The 14,584-nt window shown below is 69.6% G+C and carries 19 protein-coding genes; 16 read left to right on the forward strand and 3 right to left on the reverse strand.

The window, feature by feature from the left end:
• Window positions 1-17 precede the first annotated feature (17 nt).
• Window positions 18-668 (forward strand): hypothetical protein, encoded by a 651-nt coding sequence (locus DEJ49_RS19220; RefSeq protein WP_150185267.1) that lies wholly within the window; start codon window positions 18-20, stop codon window positions 666-668.
• 132 nt (window positions 669-800) lie between these two features.
• Complete coding sequence (locus DEJ49_RS19225; protein WP_150188329.1) at window positions 801-1,415, forward strand: dihydrofolate reductase family protein; 615 nt, start codon at window positions 801-803, stop codon at window positions 1,413-1,415.
• A gap of 16 nt (window positions 1,416-1,431) precedes the next feature.
• Here DEJ49_RS19225 and DEJ49_RS19230 read toward each other — a convergent pair whose 3' ends face one another.
• Complete coding sequence (locus tag DEJ49_RS19230) at window positions 1,432-2,247, reverse strand: SLATT domain-containing protein (RefSeq protein ID WP_150185268.1); 816 nt, start codon at window positions 2,245-2,247, stop codon at window positions 1,432-1,434.
• A 242-nt stretch (window positions 2,248-2,489) separates the two neighbouring features.
• Here DEJ49_RS19230 and DEJ49_RS19235 point away from each other — a divergent pair, with 242 nt between their 5' ends.
• The 5 genes from DEJ49_RS19235 (at window position 2,490) to DEJ49_RS19255 (ending at window position 4,967) form a co-directional block, all read left to right on the forward strand.
• The gene (locus DEJ49_RS19235; protein WP_150185269.1) at window positions 2,490-2,831 is read left to right on the forward strand and encodes a YbaB/EbfC family nucleoid-associated protein; all 342 of its coding nucleotides are present in this window, start codon (window positions 2,490-2,492) and stop codon (window positions 2,829-2,831) included.
• 72 nt (window positions 2,832-2,903) lie between these two features.
• On the forward strand, window positions 2,904-3,503 hold the full coding sequence (recR, locus tag DEJ49_RS19240) for a recombination mediator RecR (protein ID WP_055569715.1): 600 nt from the start codon (window positions 2,904-2,906) through the stop codon (window positions 3,501-3,503).
• Window positions 3,496-4,155, forward strand: coding sequence for a DUF5063 domain-containing protein (locus DEJ49_RS19245; RefSeq protein ID WP_150185270.1), 660 nt, complete (start codon window positions 3,496-3,498; stop codon window positions 4,153-4,155). The genes recR and DEJ49_RS19245 overlap by 8 nt, the downstream gene beginning before the upstream one ends.
• 96 nt (window positions 4,156-4,251) lie before the next feature.
• Window positions 4,252-4,635 (forward strand): type II toxin-antitoxin system RelE/ParE family toxin, encoded by a 384-nt coding sequence (locus DEJ49_RS19250; protein WP_150185271.1) that lies wholly within the window; start codon window positions 4,252-4,254, stop codon window positions 4,633-4,635.
• Window positions 4,635-4,967, forward strand: a complete 333-nt coding sequence (locus DEJ49_RS19255; RefSeq protein ID WP_150185272.1) for a helix-turn-helix transcriptional regulator — start codon at window positions 4,635-4,637, stop codon at window positions 4,965-4,967. Before DEJ49_RS19250 ends, DEJ49_RS19255 begins: the two co-directional genes overlap by 1 nt.
• A gap of 82 nt (window positions 4,968-5,049) precedes the next feature.
• Here the strand turns inward: DEJ49_RS19255 and DEJ49_RS19260 are convergent, their stop codons facing one another.
• Window positions 5,050-5,457, reverse strand: coding sequence for a hypothetical protein (locus tag DEJ49_RS19260; protein ID WP_411757175.1), 408 nt, complete (start codon window positions 5,455-5,457; stop codon window positions 5,050-5,052).
• A gap of 84 nt (window positions 5,458-5,541) precedes the next feature.
• Between DEJ49_RS19260 and DEJ49_RS19265 the strand changes: the two genes are divergently transcribed.
• From DEJ49_RS19265 to DEJ49_RS19305, 9 genes are all read left to right on the forward strand, one after another.
• Entirely contained in the window at window positions 5,542-6,336 is a 795-nt protein-coding gene (locus DEJ49_RS19265) for a helix-turn-helix domain-containing protein (RefSeq protein WP_411757176.1), read from the forward strand.
• Window positions 6,333-6,533 (forward strand): DUF397 domain-containing protein, encoded by a 201-nt coding sequence (locus tag DEJ49_RS19270; protein WP_150185274.1) that lies wholly within the window; start codon window positions 6,333-6,335, stop codon window positions 6,531-6,533. The genes DEJ49_RS19265 and DEJ49_RS19270 overlap by 4 nt, the downstream gene beginning before the upstream one ends.
• A 307-nt stretch (window positions 6,534-6,840) precedes the next feature.
• Window positions 6,841-7,737 (forward strand): hypothetical protein, encoded by an 897-nt coding sequence (locus tag DEJ49_RS19275; RefSeq protein WP_317850454.1) that lies wholly within the window; start codon window positions 6,841-6,843, stop codon window positions 7,735-7,737.
• Window positions 7,738-7,787: 50 nt separating this feature from the next.
• A complete protein-coding gene (locus DEJ49_RS19280; protein ID WP_150185276.1) occupies window positions 7,788-8,366 on the forward strand; it encodes a Uma2 family endonuclease in 579 nt (192 codons plus the stop codon).
• Window positions 8,367-8,604: 238 nt separating this feature from the next.
• Window positions 8,605-9,876: an aspartate kinase gene (locus tag DEJ49_RS19285; RefSeq protein ID WP_055569707.1), complete on the forward strand. Its 1,272-nt coding sequence runs from the start codon at window positions 8,605-8,607 to the stop codon at window positions 9,874-9,876.
• Entirely contained in the window at window positions 9,873-10,931 is a 1,059-nt protein-coding gene (locus DEJ49_RS19290) for an aspartate-semialdehyde dehydrogenase (protein WP_150185277.1), read from the forward strand. The genes DEJ49_RS19285 and DEJ49_RS19290 overlap by 4 nt, the downstream gene beginning before the upstream one ends.
• Before the next feature lie 357 nt (window positions 10,932-11,288).
• On the forward strand, window positions 11,289-11,951 hold the full coding sequence (locus DEJ49_RS19295) for a SigE family RNA polymerase sigma factor (RefSeq protein ID WP_079075189.1): 663 nt from the start codon (window positions 11,289-11,291) through the stop codon (window positions 11,949-11,951).
• Window positions 11,952-12,211: 260 nt separating this feature from the next.
• Window positions 12,212-13,225 carry a hypothetical protein gene (locus tag DEJ49_RS19300; RefSeq protein ID WP_150185278.1) on the forward strand — a complete coding sequence of 338 codons (1,014 nt, stop codon included), beginning with the start codon at window positions 12,212-12,214 and terminating at the stop codon, window positions 13,223-13,225.
• Window positions 13,226-13,296: 71 nt separating this feature from the next.
• Complete coding sequence (locus tag DEJ49_RS19305; protein WP_150185279.1) at window positions 13,297-13,671, forward strand: hypothetical protein; 375 nt, start codon at window positions 13,297-13,299, stop codon at window positions 13,669-13,671.
• Window positions 13,672-13,688: 17 nt separating this feature from the next.
• On the opposite strand, the gene DEJ49_RS19310 is transcribed toward DEJ49_RS19305, so the two are convergent.
• Complete coding sequence (locus tag DEJ49_RS19310) at window positions 13,689-14,501, reverse strand: SURF1 family protein (protein WP_150185280.1); 813 nt, start codon at window positions 14,499-14,501, stop codon at window positions 13,689-13,691.
• Window positions 14,502-14,584: the final 83 nt, after the last annotated feature.

Genomic DNA, 14,584 nt, shown 5'->3' on the forward strand with positions numbered 1-14,584 from the left:
GACCCGAGGAGACCTTCTTGGCCTGCGATCTGTGGCTGGTCCCGCTCGTCGACGTCTTGTGCCACAGCGCCGACAACCCGTTCGCGGAAGAGCTCGCCGTCTACGACAAGGCACTGCACGAGGCGGGCCTGCCGCCCGTACCCGTCTTCGCCTACATGCCGGGCCTGTCCGGCGACGTCGCCCCGGTCGCGGGCTTCGACTACGACGCGCTGCACTTCCTGCGCCGCGCCTACCTCCTCCAGATCTGCGGCCTCGAGGTCACGCCCGTGGACGAGCTGGGCGGGGACTACGAACAGCTCCTGGAGATGTTCGACGCCACGGCCCAGCAGTCCCACCTGGTCTGGCACTACGACCACGCGGGCGCGTACGTCCCCGTGGACTTCCCGGTCCCGCTCTCCAACGAGGAGCTGCTCGCGGGCGGCGGCCCGCTGGGCTCGTCCCAGGCGCTCCTGCGCGAGCTGGAGTACGTCGCCCCGTCGATCGGCATAGACCCGGCGAACCCCCCGCTGGCCCCGGCCCCGCCGTCGGCCCCCACGTCCCTGGAGGAGCCCGCGGCCCCGCCGCCGCCGGACGAGAGCCCCTTCGCGCGGGAGCGCCACGTGTGGCTGGGTCTGCACGCGGCGGCGACGCGGAGCCTGGCGCAGGGCTCGATGATCATCTACAGCTGATCATCCGCAGCTCGGCGATGAGTTCGGGCGGCCCACCGGGTCTGACTGTCGTACGCGCGTACACACTCAGGAGGAGCGAGCGACGTGAACCGGAGACAAGAGCGGCAGCAGCTGCTGAAGGTCCAGAACTTCATGGTGTCGAGCGACGGCTTCGGCACGGGCGAGGGCCAGAGCCTGGAGCGGCCGTTCGGCCACGCCGACCCCCGGGAGATGTCCGCCTGGGCCGGCGCGACGGCGAGCTGGCCGAACCGCACGGACCCCGGCGGGAGCCGCGGTCTGGACGACTACTTCACCCGAGACTTCAGCCACAACATCGGCGCCGAGATCATGGGCCGCAACAAGTTCGGCCCGCAGCGCGGGCCGTGGCAGGACCACGAGTGGCGCGGCTGGTGGGGCGACGAGCCCCCCTTCCACACCCCCGTCTTCGTCATGACCCACCACGAACGCCCGTCCTTCACGCTCTCCGACACCACGTTCCACTTCGTCGCGGGCGACCCGGCGACGGTCCTGGAGCAGGCGAAGGAGGCGGCGCAGGGCAAGGACGTCAGGCTCGGCGGCGGCCCGACGATCGTCCGCGAGTTCCTTGAGGCGGACCTGGTGGACACGCTGCACGTGGCGGTGTCGCCGATGAAGATCGGGGCGGGGGTACGGCTCTGGAACTCGCCCGAGGAGCTGACCGACCGCTACCACCTGGAGGTCGTGCCGAGCCCGAGCGGAGTGACGCACCACTTGTTCTGGCGCAAGTAGACGGCTCCGGGTCGGGTCACCGGGGCTCGGGCGGCCGCTGCCGGGGCATGTTGGGCCGGGCCCCGGGCGGCAGCGGGAACCGTCCGGGGGCGGCGGACGCCTCGCGCGGCGCCCCGCCCGGCACCATCGCCTGCATGGCCAGCGGCACGGGCCCGGCCCGGAACTCGACCATCCAGTCGGAGGTCTCCGCGCGCACGAGCTCGGTGACGTCGTCGGTGAACTTCCGCAGCACTCCGAGGCAGCGCTCGGCGGCTTCCCCGGCGGTCCCTTCGGTGGGTCCGAGCACCTCCCGCACACTTTCACTGGCCCAGTCGAACTGCAGCACCTGCAGCCGCCGCTGCACGGCCTGCGCGGTCGCCACGTCCCGCATCCACCCGGACGTGAGCCCGAAGAACCGGTCGCACCCCACGCAGGCGACCCCCAGAAGCAACGACACGAACCCCCACCCGGCGAGACCACCGGCAGCCCCCGCGTTCCCTGCCCCCACCCCCGCCAGATCGAGCAGCGGCAGCACGCCGGCGCCCACGGCGCCCAGGGCGGCGCCCACGCGCAGGAGGCGCGCCGCGCGGCGCTTCCTGCCGCGGTCGGTGAGGTACCAGTCGGCGGTGTTCAGAGCACCCCGCTCCACCCACCTGTAGAGCTCGTCGAGCCGACAGGCGGGATCGCCCCAGTCACCGAGGGGAAAGGCCCGCCCGGTCAGATCCCCGACCCGAGCCCCCGACCCGGCGCCGGCCCCCGGAGCCGCCCCCGACTCCTTGCCCGGCCCCGCCCCCGTCCCTGCCCCCTGTCCCTCGGGGGGCACCCCCTCGGGCTGCATCTCCGGCTGGCTCACCCGGCACTCCTCCAACGAGATCACGCGTATCGACACCAATTCCTACCGCCCAATGGGTGGCCATGAGCCCGGATTCACGGCTTTTCCGCCCGGAAGAGCTGCTTGATCAGGTATAGGAAGACGCTGGATCTCACTCGAAAGAGTGCTGGGGCGACCCGCCCGCCGACCACGTAGGCTCGTTCTTGGCGGCAACCCCGCCAGATGGACCCGCATAAACGGACCCGTACGAAACGGAGCTGATCGTGATCCCCGGTGGTGGCCAGCCCAACATGCAGCAGCTGCTCCAGCAGGCCCAGAAGATGCAGCAGGACCTCGCGGCGGCGCAGAAGGAACTGGCGCGCACGGAGGTCGAGGGCCAGGCGGGCGGCGGCCTCGTCAAGGCGACGGTCAACGGCTCCGGCGAGCTGCGCGGCCTGGTGATCGACCCGAAGGCGGTCGACCCCGAGGACACGGAGACGCTGGCGGACCTGGTCGTCGCGGCGGTCCAGGCGGCGAACGAGAACGCGCAGGCGCTCCAGCAGCAGAAGCTGGGTCCGCTGGCGCAGGGCCTGGGCGGCGGCGGCATCCCGGGCCTTCCCTTCTAAGAAACCCCCCGGCCAACTACGGTACGTAGAAGCCGGACACCCTAGGCAGCACTACAGCAGGAGAGGCGTTCCGTGTACGAGGGCGTGGTTCAGGACCTCATCGACGAGTTGGGCAGGCTGCCCGGCGTCGGTCCCAAGAGCGCGCAGCGGATCGCCTTCCACATCCTCCAGGCGGAGCCGACGGACGTCCGTCGGCTCGCGCACGCGCTGCTTGAGGTGAAGGACAAGGTCCGCTTCTGTGCGACCTGCGGGAACGTGGCGCAGGAGGAGCTCTGCAACATCTGCAGGGACCCGCGCCGGGACCCCTCGGTGATCTGCGTCGTGGAGGAACCGAAGGACGTAGTAGCAATCGAGAGAACCCGTGAGTTCCGGGGCAAGTACCACGTCCTGGGCGGCGCGATCAGCCCGATCGAGGGTGTGGGCCCGGACGACCTGCGCATACGAGAACTTCTCGCACGCCTGGCGGACGGCACGGTCACGGAGCTGATCCTCGCCACGGACCCGAACCTGGAGGGCGAGGCGACGGCGACGTACCTCGCGCGCATGATCAAGCCCATGGGCCTGAAGGTCACCCGCCTGGCCAGCGGACTCCCTGTCGGGGGAGATCTGGAATACGCGGACGAGGTCACCCTGGGCCGCGCCTTCGAGGGGAGACGACTCCTAGATGTCTGACGCCACGCTGAACACCGTGACCGACAACCCGGACGACTTCGCCGTCCAGATCTCCGACCAGATCGAGAGCTTCATCGTCTCGGTCAGGGAGGTCGCGAAGGGCGTGGAACCGGACTCGGCGGTCCCGTTCCTCCTCCTGGAAGTCTCCCAGCTCCTCCTCGCCGGCGGCCGCCTGGGCGCACACGAGGACATCGTCCCCGAGGAGCGCTACGAGCCGGACCTCGGCCCGGAGCAGGACGTGGACGACCTCCGCGAGCGCCTGGCCACCCTCCTGGACCCGATCGACGTCTACTCCGAGGTCTTCGACCCGTACGAGCCCCGCAAGGCCCCCGTCCCCTGCCGCATCTCGGACGACCTGGCAGACGTGGTCGCGGACCTCTGCCACGGTCTGGCCCACTACCGCGCGGGCCGCACGACCGAAGCGCTCTGGTGGTGGCAGTTCTCCTACTTCTCCAACTGGGGCTCCACAGCCTCCGGCGCCCTCCGAGCCCTCCAGTCCCTGGTGGCCCACGTCCGCCTCAACCAGCCCCTGGACGACCTGGACGGCCTCGACACGGACGAGGACCTCCAGGCGGACGGCCTGGAGGAGGAGGCGGGGCGGGTCATGGCGGAGGAGATCGCGGGGCCGTTGGGGCTGCGGACGATCAAGTAGCCCCCCGACGCTCGTGCATGGACCCCATTCACTCGATCAGCTGAGCGTATAAGGATTCCCTTCTATCTGCTCGCGTCCTAGGCTGGGATGCGGAGCATGAACTGGCAGATCAATCTTCACCCGTCGGTGGAGAAGTGGTTGCTCGTGCTGGCAGAGGAGGACGCGGTGTCGGCTGACCTGGTCGAGGCGGCTGTCGACATGCTGGCGGAGCACGGTCCGGCACTGGGACGCCCGCTCGTCGACAGGATTACGGGCAGCCGAACCCATAACCTCAAGGAACTCCGTCCCGGAAGCTCGGGAAGGACTGAGGTCCGCATCCTCTTCGTCTTCGACCCCAAGCGCCAGGCGATCCTACTGGTGGGCGGCGACAAGGCCGGACGCTGGAGGGACTGGTACCACGAGGCGATTCCCGTGGCCGAGGCGCGCTATGGCGAGTACCTGGCGTCACGGGACGGTGCAGGAGAAAGCGGAGGCGTCTGATGGGTGAGTACAGCAGCTGGGCAGAGGTGAAGCGCCGGATGCGGGAGAGCGCGCCCGATGTTTCCGACGCCGAGTGGGAGCGCCGCAAGCAGACGGCCCGTACCGCCACCGAGGCGCACGTTCTCGGACATCACCTCCGGGAGATCCGTGAAGAACAGAACCTGACCCAGGCGGACGTGGCCAAGGCGGTTGGGATCTCCCAGGCGCGGGTCTCGCAGGTGGAGCGGGGCGAGATCCACAACCTGGAGACGATGCGCTCGTACGCGGCGGCGCTCGGCGCGAGGCTCACGGTGTCCATTGAGTATGGGGATCGGGTGGGCGGCGCGGCGTGAGGCAACCAACGCAACTCCCGCTGCTACGGCGCTTCTTGTGGTTGCCACGGGGTACTCGGCCTGAGGGCGGGGCTGATCTGACCTACGCGGTGGCCGGAGGCGTGACCGCCGCGAGCAGTCGAGCCGGGTCGACGTAGGGCGCCGTCGGGGTCGGTTCCGAGTACCAGAACAGGGGCCATGTGTTGCCGGCCAGCGCCGGGACGCCGATGTACGTCACCGTCCGGCACCCCGACCCGCCGAACCGCTGCACGCCCAGCGGCCAGTTGTGACCCTTCGTCGCCCCCGGCGCCACCAGGAAGTACATCCAACGGAACCCCGTCGCCTCGCAGATGACGGGGCCCGCGTTCCCGTCCGCCTCCGCGACCAGCCGCGCGGCGACCTGTTCCCCTCGTACGCCCTGGATACGGAGGGCGTCGAAGTGGACGCCTGAGACGCGCAGATGGTGGCCCGCCAGGGGGACCCACTCCGGCCAGTGAATTGCGTTCGTCATGGTCACACCGTGGTGCGTGCGGAGTTACGCTCGGTAGTGACTCAGGGGATACGCGCGTCCGTGTATCCGATGGAGGTGGTCGCTGTGTCCGTTCAGTACAACTCGACCTGGCGGTACAGCGGGAACCAGTTGAAGCGGTGGCGCATGAAGGCGAACGTCTCGCGCGAGGAGCTGGCCGCCGCCTCCAACTATTCGCCGGACACCATCAAGGCCATGGAGCAGGGCGTTCGGATGCCGACCGCCCGGGTCCTGGACGTGGCCGACGGGTTGTGCGGGGCGGCTGGGCTGCTGAGTGCGGCGAAGGACTACGTGAAGGCGGAGAAGTTCCCGCCGCGCGCACAGGACTTCATGGAGTACGAACAACAGGCGATCAGTCTGTGGTGGTACGAGGTCGCGCTGGTGCCGGGTCTGTTGCAGACCGAGACGTACGCCAGGGACCTGATCGGCAATCGTTGCCCGCCGTTGGACGAGGAGACGGTGGACGAGCGAGTCGCCGCGCGCGTCGAGAGGCAGGCGCTACTGGTACGCACCCCGCCGGTGGCCTGCAGCTTTGTGTTGTACGAGGCAGTGCTGCGTGGACCACACGTGGGCAAGGAGCAGTTGCTCCACCTCTTGGAGGTAGGGCGTCGGGGCAACGTCAGTGTCCAGGTACTGCCTTTCGACCGCGCCATTCCCTCTGCTCTTCTGGGAGCGATGGTGTTGCTGGAAACCAGCGAGCGTGAGCGGTACGCGTTCAGTGAAGGCCAGTTGGCCTCGCAGCTGACATCGGAGCCAGAAGTCGTCGGTGTATACACGGAGCGGATTAGCATGCTCAGGGCAGAGGCCCTCAGTGCTGCCGAGTCGGTCCGGTTCATCGAGCGGATGGTGGGAGAGCAGTGAGCGAGCGGTTGTCGTGGTTCAAGTCGAGTCACAGTGACGACGAGGGCGGCGCCTGCCTGGAAGTCGCCCTCGAATCGTACGAATCCGGCCCCGTGCTTCTTCGCGTCCGGGACTCGAAGCTTTCCTCCAGCCCCGTGCTCACCCTGTCCGCCCCCGCGTGGCTCGCCTTCATCGCCGCAGTTCAGCCCGGGGCTTGAGCCCCGGGACCCGAGCTCTTTCCTGGGTCTGGTTCACCGATGAAATGAACCCAACCAACCCTCCCCATAGCGGAGTTGCGGGTTCCGTCACCCTCAGGAGTGACGTTCCGTAGTCAGCTTGCGTCGGAGCGTAAAGCCGCTCTAGGTTCGCGGCAATAGAACGGCCCCGGTCGGTGCGCCAACACCGGCTCCGAGGCCTAGTCCTACGGATCGATTAGAGGTATCGACCGTGGCTTACGCCAACCCTAATGCTGCCCTCCCCTCCCCGTCCCACCCGATGGCCAAATCGGGGTACGGGAAGCGCCTCGTGGGTGACGTAGAACCGGACACCGAACCCGACTTCGCACATTTGCTTCCCCGCGACGCCGAAGTCGCGACGTTCCTGCACCACCTCCCCAACGGCGCCGCGATGGGTTACAAAGCCCTCGCCGCAGCCCACCCCCGCTACGGCCAGCAGGCCATCCGTACTTCGCTCCGACGCCTCACCGAGGCCGGTCACCTGCGGTGGGTCAAGGAGCACATCACCGTCGAGGACAACTCGATGCGGTGGGTGACCAGGACGTACTGGTCCAAGGAGCCCAAGTCCCCGGAGTGGTGGGCCGAGTTCGTACGCGAGCGGCACGGGCGGGACGTAACCGACGCCTACCAGTCGGGGCTGGCCAGGGTGACCGAGCCGGAGCCGCAGCCGACCGCATCCCTGGACGCTGAGCCCAGCGCCGCGCACCGCACCCTCGCCCAGCTCCGCACCGCCGACCGTCGCATGGCCCTCTCCGAGGGTGAGTGCAGACAGCTCGAGCCCCGCGCAGCGGAGTGGCTCGCGCGCGGGGCCACCCCGCAGGACATCACCCGCGCCCTCACCGACGCGCTGCCGCCCACCGTCACCAACCCGGGCGGCCTCGCCCGGAACAGGCTGGAGAACAAAATGCCCCCCAAGCGCCAAGCCGCCCCCGCCAAGGCACGCGCCCGCGTCACCCGTGCCGTGATGATCTGCCCGTTCTGCGAGGAGCCGGACACCTCCGTGGAGCTGGTCAATGGAATCTGTACCGAGTGCTGCCCTCCGGAGGAGCGGACCGGATACGTCCCGGACACGTTCCTCGCCCGCCCGCGCCCCGCCGGGGACGACGGCGTGGTCGACGTAACCGAGCGGGTGGCGGAGCTGCGCCGGGCCGCCGGGTTGCCGACGGGGCAGGGGGGCGGCGTATGAGCGTGCAGGACGTGCCGGTCCGGGCACCATGGAGTCAAGGAGGCGACGCCATGACCCCCAGGACCACCGACCGGCCCCAGATGTCCGTCGAGGAATTCGAGGAGCTGGCCGACCGTGCGCCCGAGACGGTGCGGTTGGAGTTCATCAATGGAAAGGTCCAGGTCAAGCCGGTGCCGGACGGTTCTCACGGCCAGATCGTGATGTGGCTGCTCAAGCACTGCATGCAGCAGCGGCCCGAGCTGTCCCTTTTCCCCGAGCAGGGTCTCAAGATCGAGGGGTACCGGAAGGGCCGGGCCCGCCCGGACGGCGTGCTGGCACCGGACGAGAACTTCGTGGGCCAGGGACAGTGGGCCGAGCCGACCGGCGTGCTGATGACCGTGGAGGTCACCTCCTACGACCAGGACGCCGACCGTCGCGACCGCGTCGAGAAGCCCGACGGGTACGCCACCTCCGGGATTCCGGTGTATCTCCTCGTCGACCGGGACGCGGGTGAGGTCCGGGTATACGCGGATCCGGTGGGCGGGCGGTACCGCAGCCTCGTCCGGCGAGCGTTCGGTGACGCCGTCGAGCTCCCCGATCCCGTCGGTATCACCCTGGATACGGCCAAGCTCAAGGAGTACACCGCCTGAGGCCCCCGGCCAGAACCTGTGACCCACCCCACTTTCCGGAGTGCCCCGCTCCGAACCGGGCATGTGCCAAGCCGAGCGGTCGGAACGTACTCCCCGAGAAGCGGGGGCGTATGCCCGGGTGATCAGCTCGTGAGCGGGACATCTCACGATGCGATATCGCCCTGGCGAATTTCGGCCGCTCGTTAGACTGAGCCGACCGCAGTAGTGCGGTAAGAGACGGACTGAGCGAGGAGCGCACGTGAGCCTTGTCGTGCAGAAGTACGGAGGCTCCTCCGTAGCCGATGCCGAGGGCATCAAGCGGGTCGCCAAGAGGATTGTCGACGCCAAGAAGAACGGCCATCAGGTCGTTGTCGTGGTGTCCGCCATGGGTGACACGACGGATGAGTTGATCGATCTTGCCGGGCAGGTTTCCCCGATTCCTGCCGGGCGCGAATTCGACATGCTGCTGACCGCTGGTGAGCGGATCTCGATGGCCCTGCTGGCCATGGCGATCAAAAACCTGGGCCACGAGGCCCAGTCGTTCACGGGCAGCCAGGCCGGCGTCATCACCGACTCCGTCCACAACAAAGCACGGATCATCGATGTCACCCCGGGCCGCATCCGGACCTCCGTCGACGAGGGCAACATCGCCATCGTCGCCGGGTTCCAGGGCGTCAGCCAGGAGGGGAAGAACATCACGACCCTCGGGCGTGGTGGCTCGGACACGACCGCCGTCGCCCTCGCCGCCGCTCTCGACGCCGAGGTCTGCGAGATCTACACGGACGTGGACGGTGTCTTCACCGCCGACCCGCGTGTGGTGAAGAAGGCCCGGAAGATCGACTGGATCTCGTTCGAGGACATGCTGGAGCTCGCGAGCTCCGGCTCCAAGGTGCTCCTCCACCGCTGCGTGGAGTACGCCCGCCGTTACAACATCCCGATCCACGTGCGGTCCTCGTTCTCGGGGCTGCAGGGCACATGGGTCAGCAACGAACCGCAAGGGGACCGCAAGGTGGAGCAGGCCATCATCTCCGGTGTCGCGCACGACACCTCCGAGGCCAAGATCACTGTCGTCGGCGTGCCCGACAAGCCGGGCGAGGCCGCCTCGATCTTCCGCGCCATCGCGGACGCCGAGGTCAACATCGACATGGTCGTGCAGAACGTGTCGGCCGCCTCGACGGGCCTGACCGACATCTCCTTCACCCTCCCCAAGGCCGAGGGCCGCAAGGCCATCGACGCCCTGGAGAAGACCCGTGCGGCCATCGGGTTCGACTCCCTGCGGTACGACGACCAGATCGCGAAGATCTCGCTCGTCGGGGCCGGGATGAAGACCAACCCGGGCGTCACCGCGACCTTCTTCGAGGCGCTCAGCGACGCCGGCGTGAACATCGAGCTCATCTCGACCTCCGAGATCCGCATCTCGGTCGTCACGCGCGCCGACGACGTGACCGAAGCCGTCCGCGCCGTGCACACCGCCTTCGGGCTCGACTCCGACACGGACGAGGCCGTGGTTTATGGAGGCACCGGCCGATGAGCCGTAAGCCGACGCTCGCGGTCGTCGGAGCGACCGGGGCCGTCGGCACCGTCATGCTCCAGATCCTGTCGCAGCACGCCGACATCTGGGGCGAGATCCGACTCGTCGCCTCTCCGCGCTCGGCCGGCAGGAAGCTGACCGTGCGCGGGGAGGAGATCGAGGTCCTGGCCCTGTCCGAGGAAGTCTTCGACGGGGTCGACGTCGCCATGTTCGACGTACCCGACGAGGTGTCCGCGCAGTGGGCGCCCGTCGCCGCCGCCAAGGGCGTCGTCGTGGTCGACAACTCCGCCGCCTTCCGGATGGACCCGGACGTCCCGCTGGTCGTCCCCGAGGTCAACCCGCACGCCGCGCGCGTGCGGCCGCGCGGCATCGTCGCCAACCCGAACTGCACGACGCTCTCGATGATCGTCGCCGTCGGCGCGCTGCACGCCGAGTTCGGGCTGCGCGAGCTGATCGTCTCCTCGTACCAAGCGGTGAGCGGGGCGGGCAGGGACGGCGTGGACACGCTGCGGCGGCAGCTGAAGCTGGTCGCGGGCAGCGAGCTCGGCACCAGCCCCGGAGACGTACGCCGGGCCGTCGGCGACGACACCGGGCCCTTCCCCGAGCCCGTCGCGCTGAACGTCGTGCCGTGGGCCGGGTCCCTCAAGGACGACGGCTGGTCGTCGGAGGAGATGAAGGTACGGGACGAGTCGCGGAAGATCCTCGGGCTGCCGGGGCTTCGCGTCGCCGCGACGTGCGTGCGCGTGCCCGTCGTGACCACCCATTCGCTGACCGTCCACGCGCGCTTCGAGGACGAGGTCACCGTCGACCGGGCCCGCGAGATCCTCGCGACCGCGCCGGGCGTCGTGCTGTTCGACAATCCGGCCGCGGGGGAGTTCCCCACCCCCGCCGATGTCGTGGGCACCGATCCGACCTGGGTGGGGCGGGTGCGGCGGTCGCTGGACGATCCCACCGCGCTGGAGCTCTTCGTGTGCGGGGACAACCTGCGCAAGGGGGCCGCGCTGAACACGGCTCAGATCGCGGAGCTGGTGGCCGGGGAGTTCACGGCCGGCTGAGGCCGTTGTGGCGTCTCCTTCGCGTCTGCGGTGGTATTGGTACATACCACCCCAGGGCCGAGCCCTTTGTGGGATCTGTGTAAGTTCTGTGTCCAACTCGGTGGTCGTGCGTCCTTGAACTGGATCATCTCCGCGTTCGAAGATTCGCATCTGATCACTGCAACCGGCGGCAGGCGGGGGGACGTCTTTAGCGGTCGCCCTTAGGGGTGGCCCGAGCGCCGGAATAATGGGCATAGGGGAAGAGCTGGTACGCATGGGGGCATTTGATGCATCGTCACGAGCGGTGCCCGCGCGACCTGCCGCAAACGCAACGACGGATGCGTACAACCCTGATGGGGGGAAGCGTGTCCAACAAGCGTGGCAGAGGTACTCGACTTCACAGCGGTACAGGCGAGAGGCGCGGCGACACTGCGCCCCACTCGCCGCCCCCGCGCGACCGGTGGCATGCCGGTGATCGCACCCATGCCCGCGGCGCGTCCGACCCGCATTCCGGCGCAGCGCGAGGGCGCTGACGACACGATGACCGCGGGCACAACAGTCGACCATCTCACCGAGACCTACCGCGCCCACTACAGGTCGCTGCTCGGCCTCGCCGCGCTGCTCCTGGACGACACGGCGTCCTGCGAGGACGTCGTGCAGGAGGCGTTCATCCGGGTGCACTCGGCGCGCAAGCGGGTGCGGGACCCGGAGAAGACGCTGGCCTACCTGCGCCAGACCGTCGTGAACCTCTCGCGGTCCGCGCTGCGTCGGCGCATCCTCGGGCTGAAGCTGCTCTCGAAGCCGATGCCCGACATGGCGAGCGCGGAGGAGGGGGCGTACGACCAGCTGGAGCGCGACGAGCTGATCAAGGCCATGCGCGGCCTCCAGCGGCGCCAGCGCGAGGTCCTCGTGCTGCGGTACTTCGCCGACATGACCGAGGCGCAGGTCGCCGAGACGCTCGGCATATCGCTGGGCTCGGTGAAGGCGTACGGCTCGCGCGGCATCGCGGCCCTACGGGTCGCCATGGAGGCGCCGGCATGAGTGAGCGCAAGCGTGACGAGCAGGGCGGATTTGAGCGGCATGGCAGGAACGACGACGTGAACCACGGTCCCGTAGGCGATTCCGACCCCGATCGCGGGGCCGGATCCGATCCCGAGGCGGAGGCCGAGTCGGGGGCGGAGCCCGACTCGGGGGCGGATGATGGTGCCGGTCGTGATTCCGGTGCCGGTGCCGGGCTGGACAGGCTTCGTGCCGTGGTCGGGGGCGGGGCCGGCCCCGAGGGTGGGCGTGGCTCCGAAGGTGTGCAGGATGCGCAGGGGTACGAGGGTGACCTCGGGTCCGACGAGCTCGCGCTGCGGCGGCTGATGCGGCAGGCCGTACAGGAGATCGAGCCGGGCGACCGCGCCCTCGACCATCTGCGGCAGGCCGTCCCCGCGCGCCGGGCCCGCAAGCGTCAGGCCGTCGTCGGTCTCGCCGCCGCCGCGCTCTTCATCGGCACCGCCGTCCCCGCGCTCGTGCACGTCACCACCTCCAAGGGCGACTCGGACGACCGCACCTCGATCGCGGGCAACAGCCAGGACGCGCAGGGCGGCTCCGGTCACGGCAAGGGCCCCGACGGCGGCGAGAAGGACGCGGGGGCGAAGCCCGACAAGTCCAAGGGCAAGGACAAGAAGGACAAGAAGGGCAAGAAGGACGGCAAGGGGAAGGGTGGCACGGGCGGCGGCGGTACGGGAGCGCCCGACCCCTCCACCTCCGAGGCCGCCAGTTCGCCCGTCTGCGACGCCACCCAGCTCGGCGCCACGGGCAGCACGAACCCGGCGGACGCCAACGGAGCGGTCTACGGCTCCTTCCGCGTCTCCAACATCTCCGACAGCAGCTGCACCGTCGAGGCGGCGGGCGCCGTCGCCGCGGTGGCGCAGGGCGCGGCCGACCCGGCGAAGGTCGGCGTGGTCGACCACACGGCGGGCGACGCGGCGGCCGGACTGCCCGACCCGTCGCTCGAGGCCAGCCCGCTCGTGCTGCAGCCCGGCGCGGCGTACGAGGTGAAGTTCGCCTGGCTCCCGTCGGACAAGTGTCCGACGGACACCGGCGAGCCCACGCCCAACCCGACGCCCTCCGAGGGCGGCGGCGGGACGCCGGAGGGCGGGACGCCCGAGGGCATGAGCCCGCAGCTCGGGCGCACGGACGGCGGCGTCGCCGACGGCAGCGTCGTGGTGTCCCTGACCGCGGAGGCGGGGGCGCCTTCGGCGGGGACGACGATCACCAACGCGTGTGCGGGGACGGTGTACCGGACCGGGGTGCTGCCCGCTTCCTAGGGCCGGTCAGGGCCGGTCTACCATCGCGTCCTGAGTGCAGCACGGTGACGGCGCGAGGAGATGGGGAGCGGATGGCTCTCGAGGCAGGCCAGCGGGTGATGCTGGCGGCGGACACCCCGCTGACCGATTCGGCCGAGGTGTCGGGCGTCGTCGTAGGGGTCCTGTCGCTGGCGGCGGGCACGGTCGGCACCGTCGAGCAGGTGGTCGGACACGCTCAGGACGAGAGCGACGACGTACGCGAGTACGAGCGGCTCAAGTCGCTGCTCGACGCGTTCGGGGGCGAGATGCCCACGGAGAGCAGGAAGCAGCTCGAGGAGAAGGTCGGCGCGCTGGAGCCCGCGTGGACCGCCTTCCAGGAACGGGCGCCTCGGGTGAGCGTGCGGGTCCGCTTCGACAACGGGTTCATCCTCGACGGGGCGGACGGGGACGTCTTCGCTCCTGCCTGAGGTGCGGGGCCCAGGTCCTAGGCGGGGGCTTCGGTGCCGGTCTCCGTGGGTTCCGGGTCCGGGAGCAGGCCGAGCCGTGCGTCGCGGGCGAACTCCGCCTCGCGGCGGAACAGGCGGAACCACATGAAGATGACGAAGCCCGCGAAGACGAACCACTCGCCGGTGTAGCCCAGGTTCTGGAACGCCTTCAGGTCCAGGCCCGTGTTGTTCGGCGCGGTCGCCGGGACCGCCTTCATACCCGCGTCGGCCTTGTCGAGGGTGATCCACGCGTCGTACACGTCGTCGCGTACGAGGTTGACCAGCGATGCCGAGCTGATCGCGCCCAGCTGGCCCTCGGGCAGGCCGCCCGCGGCGCTGACCCCGTTGGATCCCGGGCTCTCCGAGGCCTGGAGCGCCCCCTTGACGGTGACCTCGCCCTTGGGGGCGGCCGGGGCCTTCGCCGCGTTCGCGTCGCCGGGGAGCCAGCCGCGGACCACGGGGAGTGACTTTCCGTCGTCCGTACGGAGCAGGGTCAGCACGTAGAACCCGCGCTTCTCGTCCAACTCGCGATCCGGTACGAGGAGTTGCCTGCCGTAGCGGCCCGTTGCCGTGGCCTGCTCGCCGGAGGTTTCCTTGTCGACGGGGAGAAGGGAGCGGAGGGGGCGGGCCGCGGCGTCACCGTTCGCTTCCGCGGACTGTTCCTTCGCCTGCTCCTTCGCGGACTCGTGATCCTGTACGCGGTCCTCGAAGCGGCCGAGCTGCCAGGAACCCATGAAGATGCAGAAGGGGATGGCCAGCGCGACGAAGACGTTGATTCCCCACCAGCGGGGCGTCAGCAGAAACCGGTACACACCCCCACGGTACGGGGCCCCCACGGGGCACCCCTCCCTGGGGTCGGCCCCGCCGCTCCGCGGCGGCCACTCCCACCCGCCCG

It is taken from the genome of Streptomyces venezuelae (assembly GCF_008642335.1).
GTDB classification, from domain to species: domain Bacteria; phylum Actinomycetota; class Actinomycetes; order Streptomycetales; family Streptomycetaceae; genus Streptomyces; species Streptomyces venezuelae_F.